The following is a 17,824-nucleotide window of genomic DNA, read 5'->3' on the forward strand; positions in this document are numbered from 1 at the left end:
GTTATGCAGCGAATTCTGCGTAGCCATTGTTCAGTGCGACCACATCCCGCTCGACTACCTTGACACGGAACGCGGCCTTGCCGGGCTCGATATCCCAAACCTCCGTACGGAGCGTCTCGCCCGGGAACACCGGACTGGCAAAGCGCACGTTGAGCTTGCGCAGGCGCGCGGGATCGTTGCCGCAGCGCAGTTTCAGCAATGCGCGTCCGGCGATGCCGTAGCTGCACATGCCATGCAGGATAGGCCGGTCGAAACCGGCGGCGGCGGCGGCCTTGGGGTCGATATGCAGTGGGTTGTCGTCGCCGGACAGACGATAGATTGCGGCCTGCTCGGGCCGGGTGATCAAATCAACGGCTGCGTCCGGAACGCGGCCCTCGGGCATGACGTACGGGATCGGCTGGCCGGTAGCAGTGCCGCCGAAACCGCCGTTGCCGCGCATGAAGATCGAAAAGCCAGTCGTCGCCAGCAAGGTATCCGTCTTGGCATCATGGATGGTGCGGGACAGGTACATGACGGCACCCTTGCCAGCGCCCTTGTCATAGATTTCGTCCACCTTTTCTATGCCGTACACCGTCCCTTCCGCTGGCAGCGGCCGGTGTATGGTCAGAAACTGCTCACCGTGCAGCACCATGTTGACATTGATACCGGTGCGCGGATCACCGATCCAACCCGGGTTCCCGGCTAATAGCGACGCAAATGTCGGCAACGCCTGCAAGCCGCGCTCGTAGACAAACTTGAGATCTTCCATGGCCAGCGGATTTTCGGTGGCCACGCCGGTGCCCAACGCGTACAGAATCGCGTCCTTCCTCGTAAACTGCTGCGTGGTCCTTTCCAACGGCCAGTTCTTGACCAAATCGTAATCGAGCGACACGTCTTCCTCCTGTCGTTGCCTTATTCCAGCCATCAAAAGCGGCCCAAATAAAACTGTTGGTTCGTCAGTTTTTGGTTATCATAGCAGAATATTGAAGCTGACTGTAAATCAGTTTTTGAGGATTTGAACGTTGTCTGCATAGGCTTGTGGCATTGCAAATCCACTTCGATATCGCGTCTGACCAGCAAAGCATTACCTGTTTATTTGAATACGAGGAGGGGAATTGACATGGCATTACTCGAAGGCAAGACTGCAATTATTACCGGTGCGGGGCGCGGCTTGGGCGAAGCGTACGCACGCCTGCTTGCAAGAGAAGGCGCAGCGGTGGTAATCAATGACATCGGCAAGGATGAAGGCGGCAACTACATGGCCGAACGCGTGGCTGCATCAATCCGTGAAGCGGGCGGACGCGCGGCTGCACACACCGAAGACATCTCGGCAGTAGAAGGCGGCAACAACCTTCTCAAGTGCGCGCTGGACAATTTCGGCGCCGTCGACATCCTGATCAATAACGCCGGCATCCTGCGCGACAAGAGCTTTCCGAAAATGGAAGAGGCGGACTGGGATCTCGTCCAAAAGATCAACCTCAAGAGCATGTACACCGTGACACGCCCGGCATTCGCATGGATGAAGGAAAACGGCCGCGGGGGAGTCATTGTCAACACCAGCTCGGTATCCGGAATCGTCGGCAATTTCGGCCAGGCGAACTACGCGGCGTCCAAGGCCGGTGTCTGGGGCTTTTCGCACGTACTCGCGCTCGAAGGCGCCAAGTGTGGGGTGCGCGTGTGGACACTGGCGCCGGCAGCCACCTCCGCCCTTACTGCCGGCTTGATGACGGAGGAAATGCAAAAGCAGCTCGCTCCCGAACACGTAGCGGAAGTAGTGCTGTACATGGTCAGCGAGCTGTCCGGCAAGCGTACCGGCCACACGATCTTCGCCTCGGGTCAGGCGATCCGCGAGCTCAAACTGGTGCCCGCAGAAGGCATTCGCGGCGGCGGCACCGGTGCGGTAGTCACCGCCCGTGCGCTGGCAGAAGCGGAGGACAAACTTTATCGCACCGAGCCGGCGCTGACCATCATGGACTTTTCGAAGTAAAGACCCGCGAGGGCTGCGCAAGACATTTCATCCGGCACCTGCGGGCGCCATTCATTGAAAGGAAACAGACATGAGCAACAAAGTATTGGTGGCCGGCGTCGGCATGGTGAAGTTTGCCAAACCCGGCAAGAGCGAACCCTACGACGCCATGGGCGCCAAGGCCGTGCGCACGGCACTGGAAGACGCCGGGATCAGGTATGAGCAGATCCAGCAGGCCTACGCTGGCTACGTCGCGGGCGACACCTGCTCCGGCCAGACAGCGCTGTACTCTGTCGGCATGACCCAGATCCCGGTCGTCAACGTCAATAACGCGTGCTCCTCGGGGTCGAGCGCTCTGTTCCTCGCACGCCAGGCTGTCATGAGCGGTGTGGTGGACGTCGCCCTCGCACTCGGCTTCGAACAGATGAGCCCCGGTGCCCTGTCGCTCGGCGCCACGGACCGCACTCCGATTACCTGGCGTATTGACGATGCCATGCGCAAGATTCGCGGCTTCGACGAAAACGTGCCGACCGGCCTGCAGTACTTCGGAGGCGCGGGCGCGGAATACCTGGAGAAGTACAACGTCACGGCCGAACTGTTCGGCCGCATCTCGGTCAAGGCGCGCAGCCACGCCCTGCGCAATCCTTATGCGCTGTTTAGTGAAGCGCTGACCCTGGAGCAGGTGATGAATGCCCCGCACGTATTCGGCCCTCTGACTAAACTCATGTGCTGCCCGCCGACCTGCGGTGCCGCCGCCGTTGTCGTCGTCTCGGAAAAGTTCGCTCGCGAGAACGGCCTGCGGAACACGGTCGAAATCGCCGGCATGGGCCTGGCCACCGACAGTCCGGAGAGTTTTGAATCGGGCAGCATGATCAACGTGGTCGGTGCAGGCATGACCCGCAGGGCGTCGACGCAGGCCTACGCGCAGGCGGGCATCGACACGGGCGACATCGACCTGGTCGAATTGCACGACTGCTTCTCGCCGAACGAAGCGATTTCTTACGAAGCACTCGGGCTGTGCCCGGAAGGCGGTGCGGAAAAATTCGTCATCGACGGCGACAATACTTACGGCGGCAAGGTCGTCACCAACCCCTCCGGCGGCCTCCTTTCCAAGGGACATCCGCTTGGTGCAACCGGTCTGGCCCAAATCACCGAAATCACTTGGCACTTACGCGGTCAGGCGGGCGAGCGGCAGGTGGAGAACGCACGCGTAGGCGTCCAGCACAACGTCGGATTGGGCGGTGCTTGCGTGGTGACGGTACTCAAGCGCTGAGCCGCGCAACCGTCCGTCGCCACAGGAATTCTTGCGGCGGGCGGATGCAGGTACATTGCCGTAGAAGTAGAGAAGCCACCGGGAAAAACGGTGGCTTCTTTTACATATGTGCTCAGTTCAAGGAATGGATCAGCTGTCCCGTGCGAGCGCCAGAAACTCCGTTCGCAACGCAAGATTTGGCTGCAACTCCCCAATCAATGCCGAAGTAATTGTTTCTTCGCCTGCCGTGCGTATGCCCCGACTTTCCATGCACATATGTCGGCAACTTACCACGACGCCAACCGCCTTCGGATCAAGATGCTGCATCAACGCTTCGGCGATCTGGGTGGTCAGGCGTTCCTGCACTTGCAAGCGACGGGCGAAACAGTCAACCAGGCGGGTCAGCTTGGACAGTCCAACGATTTTTCCGTTTGGTAGATAACCGATCGTCGCCTTGCCGAAGAACGGCGCCAGGTGGTGCTCGCAGTGACTGTACACGGGAATTCCGCGCACCACGATGAGTTCGTTGTACTGTTCCGCGCCGTCCTCGAACACTTTCAAAATTTCCGCAGGGTCCTGCGCATAACCCGCGGTCCAGTCCTTCCACGCCTTCTCGACGCGTAACGGCGTTTCCAGCAGCCCCGGACGGTTTGGATCCTCGCCGATGGTAGCGAGGAAGCGACGCCAGTCCTTCTGGCCAAATTGATCATCAAACATGTGTCAGCCCCCTGTAATTGTCGTCTGAAGCACTTAGGTGCGCGAGCGCGGCATGCCGAGTCCATGTTCTGCTACAAGGCTGCGGTGTACCTCGCTAGTGCCGCCATAGATAGTCATGCCGATGGATTGTCGGTAGCCCAGCTCGATAAAGCCGGGACCTGAATTCCCGGAGAAGAGTGAATCGGGCGCTGCCAGGTCCATCAAGTCGGCCGAGCCAGCGCGATACGACTCCGTGCTGAAGAGTTTGGACATGGGGCCATAGGCGGCACGTCCTGGGATGCGATGTTCTGTTGCCCAGATTGCGCGGTAGCACAGATCCCTGGCAATTCGCTCGTGCACGGCGATCCTTGCCAAGCGGCGTCGCACATCTTCGTGCGTGAGCAACGACTTGCCGTCGCGCATCGTGTTTCTGGCCCACTGCACCGCATGTTTAAGCATGTGCGAAAAGCTGATGCGGTACTGATCGCCGCCATGCTCGAGTTCCAGGGTCGCGGCCATGACGGCAATGCCGCCGTTCACCTCACCGATGCGGTACCGGTCCGGGATGCGCACGTCGGCAAAGTAGGTGATATTGGTGCGCTCGTCCTGAATGGTGTGCACCGGCTGCACTTCGACTCCAGGTAGGTGCATGGGAACGAGAAAGAGCGTCAGGCCTGCATGCTTGGCTGCATCGGGATCGGTACGCGCAAGCAGGAAGACGTAATCGGCGACATTGGCGGCCGTCGTGAAGATCTTCTGCCCGTTGATGATCCAGTCCCCACCGTCGCGCTCACCGCGGGTCTTTGCCGCGAACACGTCCGACCCGGATGAAGGTTCCGTGAAACCAAGGCAGGCTACCGCGTCGCCTGACGCGAAACGCGGCAGGACTTCGTTCCGTACCTCCTCCGTCGCAAACGACATTACGATTTGCCCTACCTGGTTCGTGACGGGGCCGGTGATGCGCTGCCAGTTGAATTCCTCGAAAACTTCGGCCAGTTCCGCCATATCGAAGGCATTCTTGCCTCTCCCACCGTATTCCTGCGGCCAGTGGGGAAAAAGCAGGCCTGCCCGCGCGAGCTTCTGTTGAAACTCGCGGTGGTAGCCGGCAACCGAGTGGTGCGCATGCTTCTTGAGCTCGTCTGTCAGGTTTTCTTCGAAGAACCGACGCACTTCTCGTCCGAATGCTTCCGCCTCCTCGCCACATCCGAACGCGATAGTCACCTCGCCAGCATCGGGAAGTGCCACCGTCCTTTCCTGCCCCCACAAGCGATCGGCAACGGCCAGCAACTCCTGTTGCGGATCACCCGCAAGCAGTGCCCACGCCTTGCCCCGACGGTAATACAATTGAATGTCGTATTCGAGGGAAACACCGTAACCGCCAAATGTGTGCAGTGCGCGCGCGACCGCGTTTGCGCTCGACTGCGTCGCCCACCACCAAGCCATCGAAACAGTCGCCGCCGCTTCCGGCTTGCCGTGCGCGATCGACCATACGGCGCGCCAAGCGAGCAACTGGGCACCGTCGACTTCCGCCAGTGCGTCGGCAAGGGGATGTGCAATGCCCTGAAACGAGCCGATCAGCTTGCCAAACTGCTGGCGTTCGGACGCGTAGGCGGCGGCCATTTCCAGGGAGCGGCGCGCCAGGCCGTTAAGCATTGCAGCTTTCAGGAGTTTCCATTCCTCGATCGCGGCCAGGAAGGCGGCGCGTGCTGCCGGCCCCACTGCGACGACTTCCCGTTCACCTACAGCCCCCGCTCCCAACAGTACCAGGGAGGCGATGGCCGCCGAGCCAAGATTGGCTCGCGGGGATGCCGCAATTTTGCGGAACGCGATCACCTGTTCGCCGTCCAGTCCGAGCACCACTCCCCCAGCAGGAAGCGGCACCGCGTGCGATTGATCGCGACGCAATTCCGACGGTAGCAGCACGATCACCTCGCCATCACCGGCACGTGCGAGGAGTCCAGCACTGACGTCGCCACCGAGCGCAGCCAGCAGGCCAAGAGCGGGCACCGCTTCCGCCAGCGGAACGGAAGCGAGATGGCGGCCTGCTTCTTCTGCAGCAAGCACCGCTTCGAAGAGGCCCATGCCGCCGCCGCCCAGGTCTTCCGGAACGCGCATCATGTTGATGCCTGTAGCGCACAGCTGCAGCCACAGTTTCCGATCGAAGCCGAGCGTCTCGGCAGCACGAACGCGCGCCGGGCTGGATTCAGCCTGCAGCAGTCGAGCGATGGAGTCGCGCAGCATCTGCTGCTCGTCGGTGAGGTTGAGGTTCATATCGTCTCCTTGATTTGCGGTGCGTCGCGGCACCGCCCTTTCTATAACTGAGAGTCTATCAGTTTTATGCCATTTGCCAACGGTTTAGATGCGACAAGTCGCAATTTCGCTCTCGCGATTACAAAAGAGTAAACCCAACCCTCGGTTAACTAACATTTTGTCAGTTTCGTGGTAATCTCTATGCGCTGGACTTGCTCCAGCAGGAGACGAGTTGGCGGCCGCGCCCATATTTATTTGCAGCGCCCGCCAGCGAACATCAATAAAACGGATCAACCCGAATGAACAGCTGGCCTGTCACAAGAGCAAGCGATGACGCAGATGACCATGCGCACGGCGTCCCCGGATGGTACCGGCGCGCAATCGCATATAGACCCGCCTCCGTCTTCGTTGAAATCCAGGGCGCGCGTATCCACTATCTGTCGTGGGGAGAGGAAGGCAACAGCAAGCCCGTACTGCTGTTCATCCATGGCTTCCGTGCCCACGCCCACTGGTGGGATTTCATTGCGCCGTTCTTCGCCGAGCAGTATCGCGTCATTGCCATGGACCTTGGCGGAATGGGTGACAGCGCTCATCGGCCTGAATACAGTGTGGACTTGTTTGCCGCAGAGATCTGTGGCGTGGTGGAAGCACTGTCGTGCGGCCCTGTCACCGCCATCGGCCACAGTTACGGCGGCGCGCGACTGTTGCGCGCGTGCGCGGAACGCGAAGATCTTTTCGCGCACCTGATCATCATCGACAGCTTTGTCCGCTTCCGAGGCGAGCCCGGCCCTCCTCCGCTTCGCCTGGTCGGTCGCGTGCATCCAGATTTCGAGCAAGCCTGTGCACGCTATCGCCTCATGCCGGAACAACCTGGCGCACTTCCCTTTCTCGTGGACCATATTGCCCGCCGTTCGTTACGGCAGGTCGAAGGGGGCTGGCGCTGGAAGTTCGATCCGGACATGGTGACCAACGGCAATCAGGAAATCGACGCTGAAGATCTGCTGGCGCGCATTCGCAGGCCGGTCGACTTCGTGTACGGTGAACACAGCAAGGTGGTGAACCGTTCCCTTGCCGAGCGCATCGTCTCCCATTTGACCTTCGGCCGCGGCCCGATTCAGATCCCGGCAGGACACCATCACCTCATGCTGGATCAGCCACTGGCCCTCATCAGCACACTCCGCGCCCTGCTTGCCGCGCCTGCACCGAAGGACTGTCGCCATGGAACATGAACTGCTTGAGGCCGACTCTCTCTGGGAACTGATCCAGCGCCGTGCGGCCAAGACGCCAGATGCACCGATGCTGATTGAGGCCGACGGCCGGGTGATGCGCTTTGCAGACTTCGCGCTGAGCGTGGAACGTGTTGCCGCTGCGTTGAAAAAAAGAGGTATCGAAAACGGCACGCAAGTGACCTGGCAGATGCCGACATCTATTGATGCAGTGATCCTCGCCGCTGCCCTGGCGCGCCTGGGTGCGAAGCAGAATCCTGTCATCCACCTATACGGCAAGAAGGAAGTGACCGCGATCCTCGGCCAGAACAAGTCGGCCTACTACATCATCCCGGCGCCGACGAATGGCAATGAAGGCTACCTCGCGCTGGCGGATCTGGTCTGTACGTCCATGGCGACGCCCCCCTCCATCCTCGTTTTCAATGAAAAACTAGCGGCGGGTGCCGGCGAGGCCCTGCCCCAGCCCGCGGCCGATGGGGATTGCCCGCGCTGGGTGTATTACACGTCGGGCACCACGTCCGACCCGAAAGGTGCGCTGCATTCCGACCGGACGCTAATGGCCGCCGGCCGCGTCTATTGCCAGATGCTCGGACTCGGCCCGGACGACGTGGGCACAATTGCCTTTCCATTTGCACATGTGGGCGGGCTAATGAACCTGGTCATGCTCCTGACCTGCGGCATGTCGGCACTGCTGCTGCCAAAGTTCGCGGTCACGAACGCGGTCGCACTCTACCGCAAACACGGCGTCACCGTCACCACGGGCAGTACCGCACATTACATGGCTTACCTCGCCGAGCAACGCAAGAACCCGGACGTGCCCGTGGCGACCACCTTGAAACTGATGTCCGGCGGCGGCGCGGCCAAGCCGGCGGAACTGTATTTCGAGGTGAAACGCGAGATGCAGTGCACTATCGCCCACTGCTATGGGATGACCGAGGCGCCATTGATCGCGGCTGGGTCTCCCACGCACAGCGATGAACAGCTTGCGTACAGTGACGGTATGGTTATTAACGGCATGGAAGTGCGGATCGTGCGCCAGGACGAAAGCCTGGCCAATCCCGGCGAACCGGGTGAGATCCGCATCAGAGGCATTACTGTCTGCAAGGGCTACAGCGATCCCGCACTCAATGCGATCGCATTTGACAAGGATGGATTCTTCCGTACGGGAGATATCGGCGTGCGCCGCGTGGACGGCCATATTTCCCTGACCGGCCGCTTGAAGGACGTCATCATCCGTAAGGGGGAAAACGTGTCCGCCCGGGAAATCGAGGAGATTCTGTACCAGCATCCAAAAGTCGCCGAAGCCGCAGTGATCGGTTTGCCCGACCGTGAGCGCGGCGAACGGGTTTGCGCCGTAATCGAACTGCGCGACCCGGGTTGCCCACTGCTGTTCGACGAGATGGTCGCGTTCTTCAAGGACGCCGGCTTGATGCGGCAAAAGATCCCCGAGCAGCTGGAAGTCGTGGACCGCCTGCCGCGAAACGACACATTCAACAAGGTTCTGAAGTATAAGCTGCGAGAAATGTTTGCAGACCGGCAATAGCCTAAGAGCGTCTGCTTGTGCTCGCGCAATCACATTACGACAACCAGGAGAAGAACATGAATGAGCAGAGCTACCGCCTCGATGACAAGGTAGCGTTCATCACCGCAGGCGCCAACGGCCTTGGTGAGGCCGCCGCACTGCATATTGCCCGCTTCGGCGGCGACGTCGCCATTGCCGATATTGACGAGGTCAACGGCGAACGCGTCGTCAAAGCCGTGCGCGATTTGGGCCGCAGGGCGATCTACATCCGGACCGACGTCCTGCATACCGACCAGATCGAAGCGGCCGTCGCCAAGACGGTCGAACATTTCGGGCGCATCGACATCCTCATTAACAATGCCGGCGCCGTACGCCAAAACCCGTTCATGGCGCAGAACGAGCGCAGCTGGCGCAAGCATATCGATTTCAACTTCGTGAGCATGCTGGCCGCCACGCACGCAGCGGCCAAGGTCATGATCGCCGGCGGCCTGGGGGGCACCATCATTAATATCGCGAGCAGCGAAGGCTTGCGTGCTGCGCCGGGCTACGCCGTCTATGCCGCGTGCAAGGCAGCTATCGTCAGCTTTACCCGCACGATGGCGCTGGAACTGTCGGAACACGGTATCCATGTGCACGCGCTTGCACCGGACATGATCGAGACGGCAGGCTTGCGCAAGTTCTCACTCAATGCCACGCCGGAGATGAATGCCGCGCGTGACCGCTACATCCCGCTCGGCCGCGTAGGCAATGTCGAGGAAATGGGTTCGGTCATCGTGTTCCTCGCTTCTGGTATGGCGTCTTACCTGACCGGGGTAGTCATTCCCGTCGACGGCGGCACGATTGCTTCTTCGGGCTGGACGCGGGCGCGGGGAGACGGCACGTGGGCGCTCTATCACGAGTAGGATCTTCAATCGGCGCTGATCCTGCCAACGCCAGCAAAAAAGGAGTAAGGGACCGTATTACTCCCTTTTTTCAGCGCAGCCCGTTCCTACTCAATCGACGGTCGCACCGGATTCCCTGACAACCTTGCCCAAGCGGTTGATTTCCATGACGAATAAGGCGTGGAGTTCTTCGGGCGTCGATGACTGCAGGTTGACACCGAGGCTGGCGAACTTCGTTTTGAGGTCATCGGACGCCAGCGCCGTGCGGAGCAACTTGTTCATGGCCACGATCTCGGCTGGCGGTGTGCCGGCACGCGCCACGATCGCCCACCAGATATCCATCGAGACACTCGGCACACCCGCCTCGGACATGGTGGGCACGCCAGGCAGCAAAGGCGTCCGCTTGTCGGACGCGACAGCCAGCGCTTTTAAGCGTCCTTCCTTGACATATTGCAGCGTGACGGCCGGAACTTCAAACAGAAACCCGACGCGCCCGGCAAGAAGATCCTGCACGGCGGGCGCCGCTCCCTTGTAGGGCACATGCGAGAAATTGGCCCCGGTCTGCTGCCGGAACATCTCGCCAAGCAAATGCCCGCCGATACCAACCCCTTGCGAAGCGTAGAAGATACCGTCCGGCGTCGAGCGCGCATGGTCGACCAGATCCTTCGCTGTTTTCACCGGCAAATCCCGCGGCACAAGCAACAGCATGGGCGACTTGCCGACTAGCGAAACCGGTGCAAAATCTTTCAGAGTATCGAATGACAGATTGCGATACAAAGACTTGTTGACTGCCAACACGCCAATGTCGCCGATGAGCATCGTCCTGCCGTCCGCCGGCGCGCTTTTCAGTGCGGCGGCGGCGATCTGCCCGCCGCCGCCGGGCTTGTTCTCGACGATGACAGGATAGCCTGCCAGAGCCGTCATCTTCTGTCCCAAGGCACGCGCCAGTTGGTCGGACGGGCCACCGGCGGAGAATGGGACAAGCAACGTCAATGGCGCGGCGCGCACTTGCGCGGCTGCTGGAACGGAAAGCGCGATTGCTGCCGCCGACAGGGACAAGAGCATGCCGCGCCGCAATGCGGCACGTATTCCAGATTTCGGTTTCATGACTGTGTTTTCGGTCCGTTCCATGGCTTCCGCGAACCCGTTCATGCGGCCTTCACAACCTTCTTCTCCAACAGCATGTCGATCTCCGCCGCCTGATAGCCGGCTTCGAACAGAATTTCCCTGGTGTGCTGCCCGATGACCGGCGGGGCCAGTTCGAGCGCGCAGTCGAGGTCGCCGAACTCCCATAGCGCGCCGACCTGCTCCAGTCGCTTGTAGACCGGATGCGGATAGTCGGCAATGAGCCGGCAAGCCCTGTTGCGTGGGTCATCGAAGAATGCGGTCTTGTTCTCCAACGCCACCTTCACACAAGGAATCGCGGCACCGGCAAACAATCCGATCGCCTGCTTGACAGTCTGTGCGGCAAGCACTGACTCCAGCCCAGTTACGTCCGCGCATTTCCCAATCGCCAGTACGCGTGGCAAGGCGTCCGGATCGGCACTTGACACGGCCACCCAGCCATCACTGCATTGATACAAGCGACGTACGGCCGAGAATCCGAGTTGGCGCTTGTCCAGCTTGGGGTACGGCAACAAGCATCCGCTTTCATCCGCCGCCGTTTCCAAGGTAAACAGGCTGGCGCCAAGCAGCGACGCTGCGGTCTGCTGGCCCTGGCCGGTGCGCTGGCGATGGTACAAGGCGCCGAGGGTCGCCAGCAGGGACGCAAGCGCCGCAAGATGGTCCATCATGCCAAAGCGCAGCCAGGTAGGAGGATTACCTTCGCCTGCCGCTTCGATCTCCCATCCTGATGCAGCCTGGAACAACTGGTCAAAACCCGGCCAGTCCTTGCGCGGCCCGACCGGCCCGTAGGCGCTGACGTGGGTATAGACGAGATCAGGATTGATCTTCTTGAGCGATTCATAGTCGATGCCGAGCTTCTTCGCGGTCGGAATGCGCTGATTGTGATGCACGACGTCGGCATCGCGAACCAAACGCGCGATCACGTCAGCGGCGCCGGGGTTAGCAAGGTCCAATGCGATGGTGCGCTTACCGCGCTGGCAACCATTGAATGCCCATTCGACATGGCGCATTGGCTCGCCCTCGACTGCCTCGACCTTGATCACTTCGGCACCCAAGTCAGCCAGCAGCATCGTTGCCAACGGCCCGGCAAGATAGCTGCCGAAATCGAGCACCTTGATACCGGCCAACGGGTGACGCGTGGATGGTGCGCCGGCCCTCGCTGTATCTTCAGGCCGCTCATCCCACTCGGGCTTTACGTCTGTACGGACTGCGGGTGCCGGCGAGAGATGGACGGGAACGGCCGCCTGCAATGTGCGACCGAATTCGCGCGTGTCCACCGGCGTGACGTAACCGCATGCTCGGGCCTGCTCGTCAAAGAACAAGGCACCGGTTTCTGTCACCGGCTGCACGGCGACATCGGACTGCCACAATTCCTGCAGCCATTCCTCGCGCGAGCGTTGCCGAAAAACCTCGCCCAGCGCGCCAATGTTGGGCAGAACGATCGGGCGACCCGCATAGAACTTGTCGTTGGCTTCGCGGATACGCTCCGGGCCCATTTCGTCCAGCAGGCGGCGCACCAAAGGTGCCCTCGTCGGATCGCCCATGACGTGCATCCACTTGCCGTCCTTGCATTCATATTGCGACTGCGGCGTCTGCTTGGGCATGCCCTTGAGCAGTCCGGGCGTTGGCGCTTCGGCATGGTCCCAGTACATCATCATAGGCAGCAGCGCGCCCTGCACCAGGCTGGTCGCGACGGCGCCGCCCCGGGCCGACTGGTTGCGGTGTATCAGGCGGGCAAGGATGCCGGCCGCTGCCAGGAACGCCGCATGGACCGACCCCAGCGGCATGCCGAGGAAGACCGGCCCGTCGCGGTTTAGCGCCAGTTGTTCGTCCATCATTCCCGCCTCCGCTAGGACCAGGATGTCGTCGACTGGGCGCTCGGCATTGGCGTGCTCGCTTGGCCAGCTGCCGATTGAGGCAAAAATGAGGTCTGCGCGGCCGGCACACAGGCTTGCTTGATCGAGACCCGACTGTTTCATCTCGGATGGAGTACGGTCCTGAAGCACGACACTCGCCCCGTCCAGCAACGCTTCGAAGCGCGCTTGGTCATCCGCGCGAGTACGGTCGATATCCAATACAGATTTACTGCGGTCCCAGATAGCCGCCTGTACCGACGACAGACCAAGACCGTTTTCCTCGGCAAAGCGCACCTTGATCACGTGAGCGCCGAGTTCGGCAAGCAGCAAAGCCGCTTCTGCACACGCACGATAACGTCCAAGGTCAAGGATGCGTACACCTTCCAGGACTCCGTTTGTCCCCAGGCTTTCGCCTGCCTTCGTCTCCATGTTGTTCTCCTGTATAGACAGTACACGACATGCGCAACACCCTTTCAAAAGTGCCGCGCGTCGACCACCCTTATAACTAACATCTTTTCAGTTTTGTGCTACTCTAACGCATAGTCTCCCTTGAGACAAGGCATTGGAAGCACGCATGCGCGTCACCATGCGCCATGGCAAAGGTACGGTGCACCTGTTAAGTAAGGAAACAGCGATGACATTGGCAACACCGGAATCGGAAACGACTGATGCGCCGGACGAATGGTTTCAATGGGCGCTGTCACAGGCGGCCGTATCCCGCTGGGTGAACGTCGACGGCAATCGTTTGCATTACCTCGCCTGGAACGAAGCAGATATTTCCCTTCCGCCGCTTCTGTTCGTGCACGGCTTTCGGGCGCATGCGCGTTGGTGGGAATTCATCGCACCGTTCTTCATGCAAACGCACCGCGTGTATGCGCTCGATCTGTCCGGCATGGGAGACAGCGGACACCGCGCCTCCTATTCGGCCCAAATCCTGTCGAACGACATTAACGGTTTCCTTGCTGCTGTCGCACCCGAACCGGCCATCGTGGTCGCGCACAGCTACGGCGGCCTGTGCGCGATGCGCGCGGCGGCGGAGCAGCCGGAACGCTTCCGCCATCTGGTTGCCATCGACAGCTACGTACTGTTCGAGAACGAGGTCCTTCCGAGCGGTCCGGCGCGTATCAGCGGCGCACGGATCTATCCAGACCTGGAGTCCGCGCGGAACCGTTATCGCCTGTTGCCGCCGCAGCCGGTCCCATTCGGCTTCCTGGTCGACCACGTCGCGCTGCATTCGCTGCGCAAGACCGATCACGGATACTGCTGGAAATTCGACAGCGCGCTGCAAGAAGCAGGCACGCACGAGCATGACGGGAGTGTTTTGCTGTCGAGGATGACGGCGCGCTTTGATTATCTCTACGGTGAACGCAGCGCACTGATCGATGACGGCCATGCATGGCGCATCGTGAGAAGCGCGCAGAATGCCAGTGAGCCAATTGTCATTCCCGATGCACACCACCACCTGTTGCTGGACCAGCCGATCGCCCTGATCAGCACACTGCGCGCGCTATTCGCTCCGCGCAAGCATGAATAGCCGTTTGGCCACCCGCCCTACCGGGCATGCCGGCATCATGTAATTGAGCGCCGGACGGTCGCCGTCGACCACCACGGCTTCATCCATCATGTAGGCAGCGCCGTCGCTTGTCAGGAAGGACACGACACCCGCGATCAGGCCTGTAGCACTTCCCAGTCCAGCAATCCATCGAAATCAGTGCGCGTCGGTGTCAAGTAAAAACGCTCCAGTTAGACGGCTTCAAAGAAGGGCCTTGTACTTTTCCCATGCCACCCGAAGGAAAGCATCCGGGCACACCCCTCGGTGCGAAAGAAAATGAGCAATTTCGGCAGAAAACTGGTAGAGTGTCAGTTATTAGATGATGAATCATGACTTCCCGGCGCGGCGGCACCTGCATCAAGCCCCGCCATCTGGAGCCGCCGCGCCGGGATGAATCATGACCGTGGATATCCAATAGGAGAGATACAGCGATGAAGGCAGATATCAGCACCGCCTGGAAGGCCGGCGACCAGGGCACGATCAACATGGTATTGCGTCGTGCCGTAGAGGAACACGGCGATCGCACGTTTCTAGAGTTCCTCGGCGAAGAGTATTCGTTCAATGACCTTGAGAACCGTGCCAATTGCCTTGCGAACGGCTTGATTGCCCTCGGCGTCAAACACGGCGACACCGTTGTCACGATCCTCGACAATTCTGCCGACGCCGTATTCATCTGGTTCGCGATCAACAAGCTCGGCGCCATCAGCGTACCGGTCAACACCGCGCTCAAGGGCGAATTCCTGCGCCACCAGGTGAGCGACGCGGGCGCATCGCTGGTCATAGCAGAACAGGACTACGCGGAACGTGTCGCAGCCATCGCGGACCGGTTGCCGGAACTGAAGACACTGGTCTATCGCGGCACGAAACCGAATCTACCCGGTTTCAAACACAAGCTGCTGCCTTGGTCGGAGATCCTGAGCGCCAACGCCGTGGATCCGGACATCAACGTCAAACCCGGCGATCTCGCGATGCTGATCTATACCGGCGGCACCACGGGGCCGTCGAAGGGCTGCATGGTGAGCCACAACTATGCGTACAACTTTTGCCTGCAAATGCTCAAGATGACAGGTCGCAACAAAGACACGCATACGTGGACGCCGTTACCGCTGTTCCATATGAATGCGGTGTGTTCGACGGTCATGGCAAACCTCATGGTCGGCGCCCGCGTATCGATTTACCCGCGCTTCTCGGTTTCCAATTTCTGGCCCGAAATCGAGCGCACGAAAGCGAATGAAGTTTCACTCCTTGCCACCATGTTCCCGATGCTGGCCAACGCGCCCGACAACGAAGCCATGAAGCGCTGCTACGGTCAGCTTAAGCATGTGTGGGGCGCGCCCTTCCCTCCAGACATCCAGGCAATCTGGAAAGAGCGTTTCGGCGCCGAGCACACCGTGTCCGGTTGCTTCGGCCTTACCGAATGCTCGCTCATGACAGTGCTGCCCTATGGCGAAGCGGCGAAACCGCGGAGTTCGGGCAAGCGCAACGAATGGTTCGACGTTCGCATCGTCGACGACAAGGACAACGAACTGCCGCCCAACACCCCAGGTGAAATCATTGTTCGTCCGCGCATGCCGCACATCATGTTCGAGGGCTACTGGAGGCGGCCGGAAGATACGCTGAAGGTGATGAAGAACCTCTGGTTCCACACTGGCGACATCGGCATGTTCGACGACGATGATTACTTCTATTTCGTCGACCGCAAAAAGGACTACTTGCGCCGTCGCGGCGAGAACATTTCCAGTTTCGAAGTCGAAAATGCGTTTCGAGCGCATGAAGCCGTAGAAGACGTTGCAGCCCACGCCGTGCTCGATCCGATGGGCGAAGATGAACTGAAGGTCACCGTGGTGTTGAAGAAAGGCGTGACACTGGACGAGGAGAGCCTGTGCCGCTGGGCCAGCGACCAGATGCCGTACTACGCGGTGCCGCGTTACATCGAGTTCCGCGACGATTTCCCCCGTAGTGCGGTGGGGCGCATTCTGAAGTATGAACTGCGTGACCAGGGTGTGACGCCCACCACCTGGGATCGCGAAAAATCCACGGTCACCCTGAAGAAACGCTGACCCGACCCAAACGAGGTGCATTCCAATGCACCTCGTTTTTTTGTGGCCGTACGGCCCTGGCGGCCAACGAAAACCGTAGCATCAGCAGCCCGCGATGCAATAAGGAGACGTAGCAAATGAAAATGAACGATTCAGTCGCCGTCGGCGACGTCAAGGCGCCCGTCGCAGCCGGCGCCGTCCCGGCCGCAAACTGGTACGCGCTTGCGATCCTGACGCTAATCTATTCCTGCCACTTTCTCGACCGCATGATGATTGCGATCATCATTGAACCGGCGCGCGCGGAATTCCAGCTCACCGACAGCCAGATCGGCCTTCTGACCGGCCTCGCCTACGGCGCGACGTTCGCACTTGCAGGCATTCCGCTCGGCCTGCTGATTGACCGTGTCAATCGGGTCAAGCTGCTAGCCATCCTGGTGACCGTCTGGAGCGGCATGACAACGCTTTCTGGCATGGCACAAAACTACCTCCAACTGCTGCTGGCCCGCATGGGTGTCGGCGGATCGGAAGCCGGCGGCTCGCCAGCCAGCCTTTCGCTGATTTCAGATCTCTTCCCACCGGCGAAACGTTCGACGGCGATCGGCTGTTTCTTTCTCAGTAATGCGGTCGGCGCCGTGCTCAGTATCGTAATTGGCGGCTACGTTACCGCCACCTACGGCTGGCGCACCGCGATGTACCTCGCCGGCGTACCCGGCTTGATACTCGCCGTCGTGTTGATCGTGACGGTAAGGGAACCCAAGCGTGGCGCGATGGAGGAAGCACCGCAGGAGCAGGAAAAGAAGGCGGCGACCCTGGCGCAAGTCATCCGTCATGTCGGCGGCAACCACGCCATGCTGCATTTGCTTGCCGGCGTGTCCCTGACGGCTGCCGCAGTCGCGACTATCGGCTCCTGGCTGCCGTCATTCGTCATGCGCGTCCATGGCCTTAACATTAAGGAAGCCGGGTTTTCAGTTGCCCTCGCAAGCGGATTTTGCGGCGCCATCGGTTCTGTCCTTGGCGGTGTGATCAGCGACAAGCTGGCGAAATTCCGCGCGCGTCGCAGGATGGACGTAAGCCTCGCCGTGTCGCTGCTGGCAGCCGGAGTCGCGGTTGCTGGTATGCTTGCCAGCTCCGCTGCCGTGTCAGTCGGGCTGCTGTCACTCACTCAGATGATTGCCTTCGTCGCGTTTCCCGCAACCTTCGGCGCAATGCTGAGCATTACTTCGACCAGTATGCGGGGCACCACGGCGGCAGCCGTGCAAATCGCCACCAACCTGATCGGATACGGTGTGGGGCCCTTCATGGTCGGCGTATTCAGCGACTTCTACGGCGGTGACCTGCGCTACGCAATGATTACCGTCATGTCCATCTGCCTCCCTTGGGCTGCTACACACTTCTGGTTCTCGGCACGCGCCTGCGATCGCCTAATGCAACAGGCAAAATAATAAGCGTGCAGCGAAACGAACGGGAGGCAGGAATTTTC

The 17,824-nt window shown here is 60.3% G+C and carries 14 protein-coding genes; 8 read left to right on the forward strand and 6 right to left on the reverse strand.

All coding sequences use genetic code 11. The features are described from left to right. Position 1: 1 nt before the first annotated feature. The gene (locus AC3WOY_RS25585; protein WP_492428978.1) at positions 2-871 is read right to left on the reverse strand and encodes a MaoC/PaaZ C-terminal domain-containing protein; all 870 of its coding nucleotides are present in this window, start codon (positions 869-871) and stop codon (positions 2-4) included. A gap of 228 nt (positions 872-1,099) precedes the next feature. Between AC3WOY_RS25585 and AC3WOY_RS25590 the strand changes: the two genes are divergently transcribed. Together AC3WOY_RS25590 and AC3WOY_RS25595 are read left to right on the forward strand one after the other, a co-directional pair. Then, positions 1,100-1,966, forward strand: a complete 867-nt coding sequence (locus AC3WOY_RS25590) for an SDR family NAD(P)-dependent oxidoreductase (protein WP_492428980.1) — start codon at positions 1,100-1,102, stop codon at positions 1,964-1,966. A 70-nt stretch (positions 1,967-2,036) separates the two neighbouring features. After that, positions 2,037-3,218, forward strand: a complete 1,182-nt coding sequence (locus AC3WOY_RS25595; RefSeq protein WP_492428982.1) for a lipid-transfer protein — start codon at positions 2,037-2,039, stop codon at positions 3,216-3,218. Positions 3,219-3,347: 129 nt separating this feature from the next. Here the strand turns inward: AC3WOY_RS25595 and folE are convergent, their stop codons facing one another. Further along, on the reverse strand, positions 3,348-3,914 hold the full coding sequence (folE, locus tag AC3WOY_RS25600; RefSeq protein WP_492428984.1) for a GTP cyclohydrolase I FolE: 567 nt from the start codon (positions 3,912-3,914) through the stop codon (positions 3,348-3,350). Between the two features lie 33 nt (positions 3,915-3,947). Further along, positions 3,948-6,164: an acyl-CoA dehydrogenase family protein gene (locus AC3WOY_RS25605; protein ID WP_492428986.1), complete on the reverse strand. Its 2,217-nt coding sequence runs from the start codon at positions 6,162-6,164 to the stop codon at positions 3,948-3,950. 278 nt (positions 6,165-6,442) lie between these two features. Between AC3WOY_RS25605 and AC3WOY_RS25610 the strand changes: the two genes are divergently transcribed. From AC3WOY_RS25610 to AC3WOY_RS25620, 3 genes are read left to right on the forward strand one after another with little or no spacing between them, the layout of a single operon-like run. Further along, positions 6,443-7,372, forward strand: a complete 930-nt coding sequence (locus AC3WOY_RS25610; protein ID WP_492428988.1) for an alpha/beta fold hydrolase — start codon at positions 6,443-6,445, stop codon at positions 7,370-7,372. Further along, positions 7,362-8,912 carry a class I adenylate-forming enzyme family protein gene (locus tag AC3WOY_RS25615; RefSeq protein WP_492428990.1) on the forward strand — a complete coding sequence of 517 codons (1,551 nt, stop codon included), beginning with the start codon at positions 7,362-7,364 and terminating at the stop codon, positions 8,910-8,912. The genes AC3WOY_RS25610 and AC3WOY_RS25615 overlap by 11 nt, the downstream gene beginning before the upstream one ends. A gap of 56 nt (positions 8,913-8,968) precedes the next feature. Further along, positions 8,969-9,793: an SDR family NAD(P)-dependent oxidoreductase gene (locus AC3WOY_RS25620; RefSeq protein WP_492428992.1), complete on the forward strand. Its 825-nt coding sequence runs from the start codon at positions 8,969-8,971 to the stop codon at positions 9,791-9,793. 90 nt (positions 9,794-9,883) lie between these two features. Here the strand turns inward: AC3WOY_RS25620 and AC3WOY_RS25625 are convergent, their stop codons facing one another. Together AC3WOY_RS25625 and AC3WOY_RS25630 are read right to left on the reverse strand one after the other, a co-directional pair. Beyond that, positions 9,884-10,780: a Bug family tripartite tricarboxylate transporter substrate binding protein gene (locus AC3WOY_RS25625; RefSeq protein ID WP_492428994.1), complete on the reverse strand. Its 897-nt coding sequence runs from the start codon at positions 10,778-10,780 to the stop codon at positions 9,884-9,886. A gap of 140 nt (positions 10,781-10,920) precedes the next feature. Next, a complete protein-coding gene (locus tag AC3WOY_RS25630) occupies positions 10,921-13,182 on the reverse strand; it encodes a CoA transferase (protein WP_492428996.1) in 2,262 nt (753 codons plus the stop codon). A gap of 205 nt (positions 13,183-13,387) precedes the next feature. Here AC3WOY_RS25630 and AC3WOY_RS25635 point away from each other — a divergent pair, with 205 nt between their 5' ends. Further along, on the forward strand, positions 13,388-14,287 hold the full coding sequence (locus AC3WOY_RS25635) for an alpha/beta fold hydrolase (protein WP_492428998.1): 900 nt from the start codon (positions 13,388-13,390) through the stop codon (positions 14,285-14,287). On the opposite strand, the gene AC3WOY_RS25640 is transcribed toward AC3WOY_RS25635, so the two are convergent. Further along, positions 14,261-14,410: a hypothetical protein gene (locus AC3WOY_RS25640; RefSeq protein WP_492429000.1), complete on the reverse strand. Its 150-nt coding sequence runs from the start codon at positions 14,408-14,410 to the stop codon at positions 14,261-14,263. The genes AC3WOY_RS25635 and AC3WOY_RS25640 overlap by 27 nt on opposite strands. A gap of 326 nt (positions 14,411-14,736) precedes the next feature. Here AC3WOY_RS25640 and AC3WOY_RS25645 point away from each other — a divergent pair, with 326 nt between their 5' ends. Together AC3WOY_RS25645 and AC3WOY_RS25650 are read left to right on the forward strand one after the other, a co-directional pair. Beyond that, positions 14,737-16,365 carry an AMP-binding protein gene (locus AC3WOY_RS25645; protein WP_492429002.1) on the forward strand — a complete coding sequence of 543 codons (1,629 nt, stop codon included), beginning with the start codon at positions 14,737-14,739 and terminating at the stop codon, positions 16,363-16,365. A 116-nt stretch (positions 16,366-16,481) separates the two neighbouring features. Beyond that, the gene (locus AC3WOY_RS25650; RefSeq protein WP_492429004.1) at positions 16,482-17,786 is read left to right on the forward strand and encodes a spinster family MFS transporter; all 1,305 of its coding nucleotides are present in this window, start codon (positions 16,482-16,484) and stop codon (positions 17,784-17,786) included. The last annotated feature ends 38 nt before the right edge of the window (positions 17,787-17,824 follow it).

This window comes from Noviherbaspirillum sp. FW303-A3 (assembly GCF_058788695.1).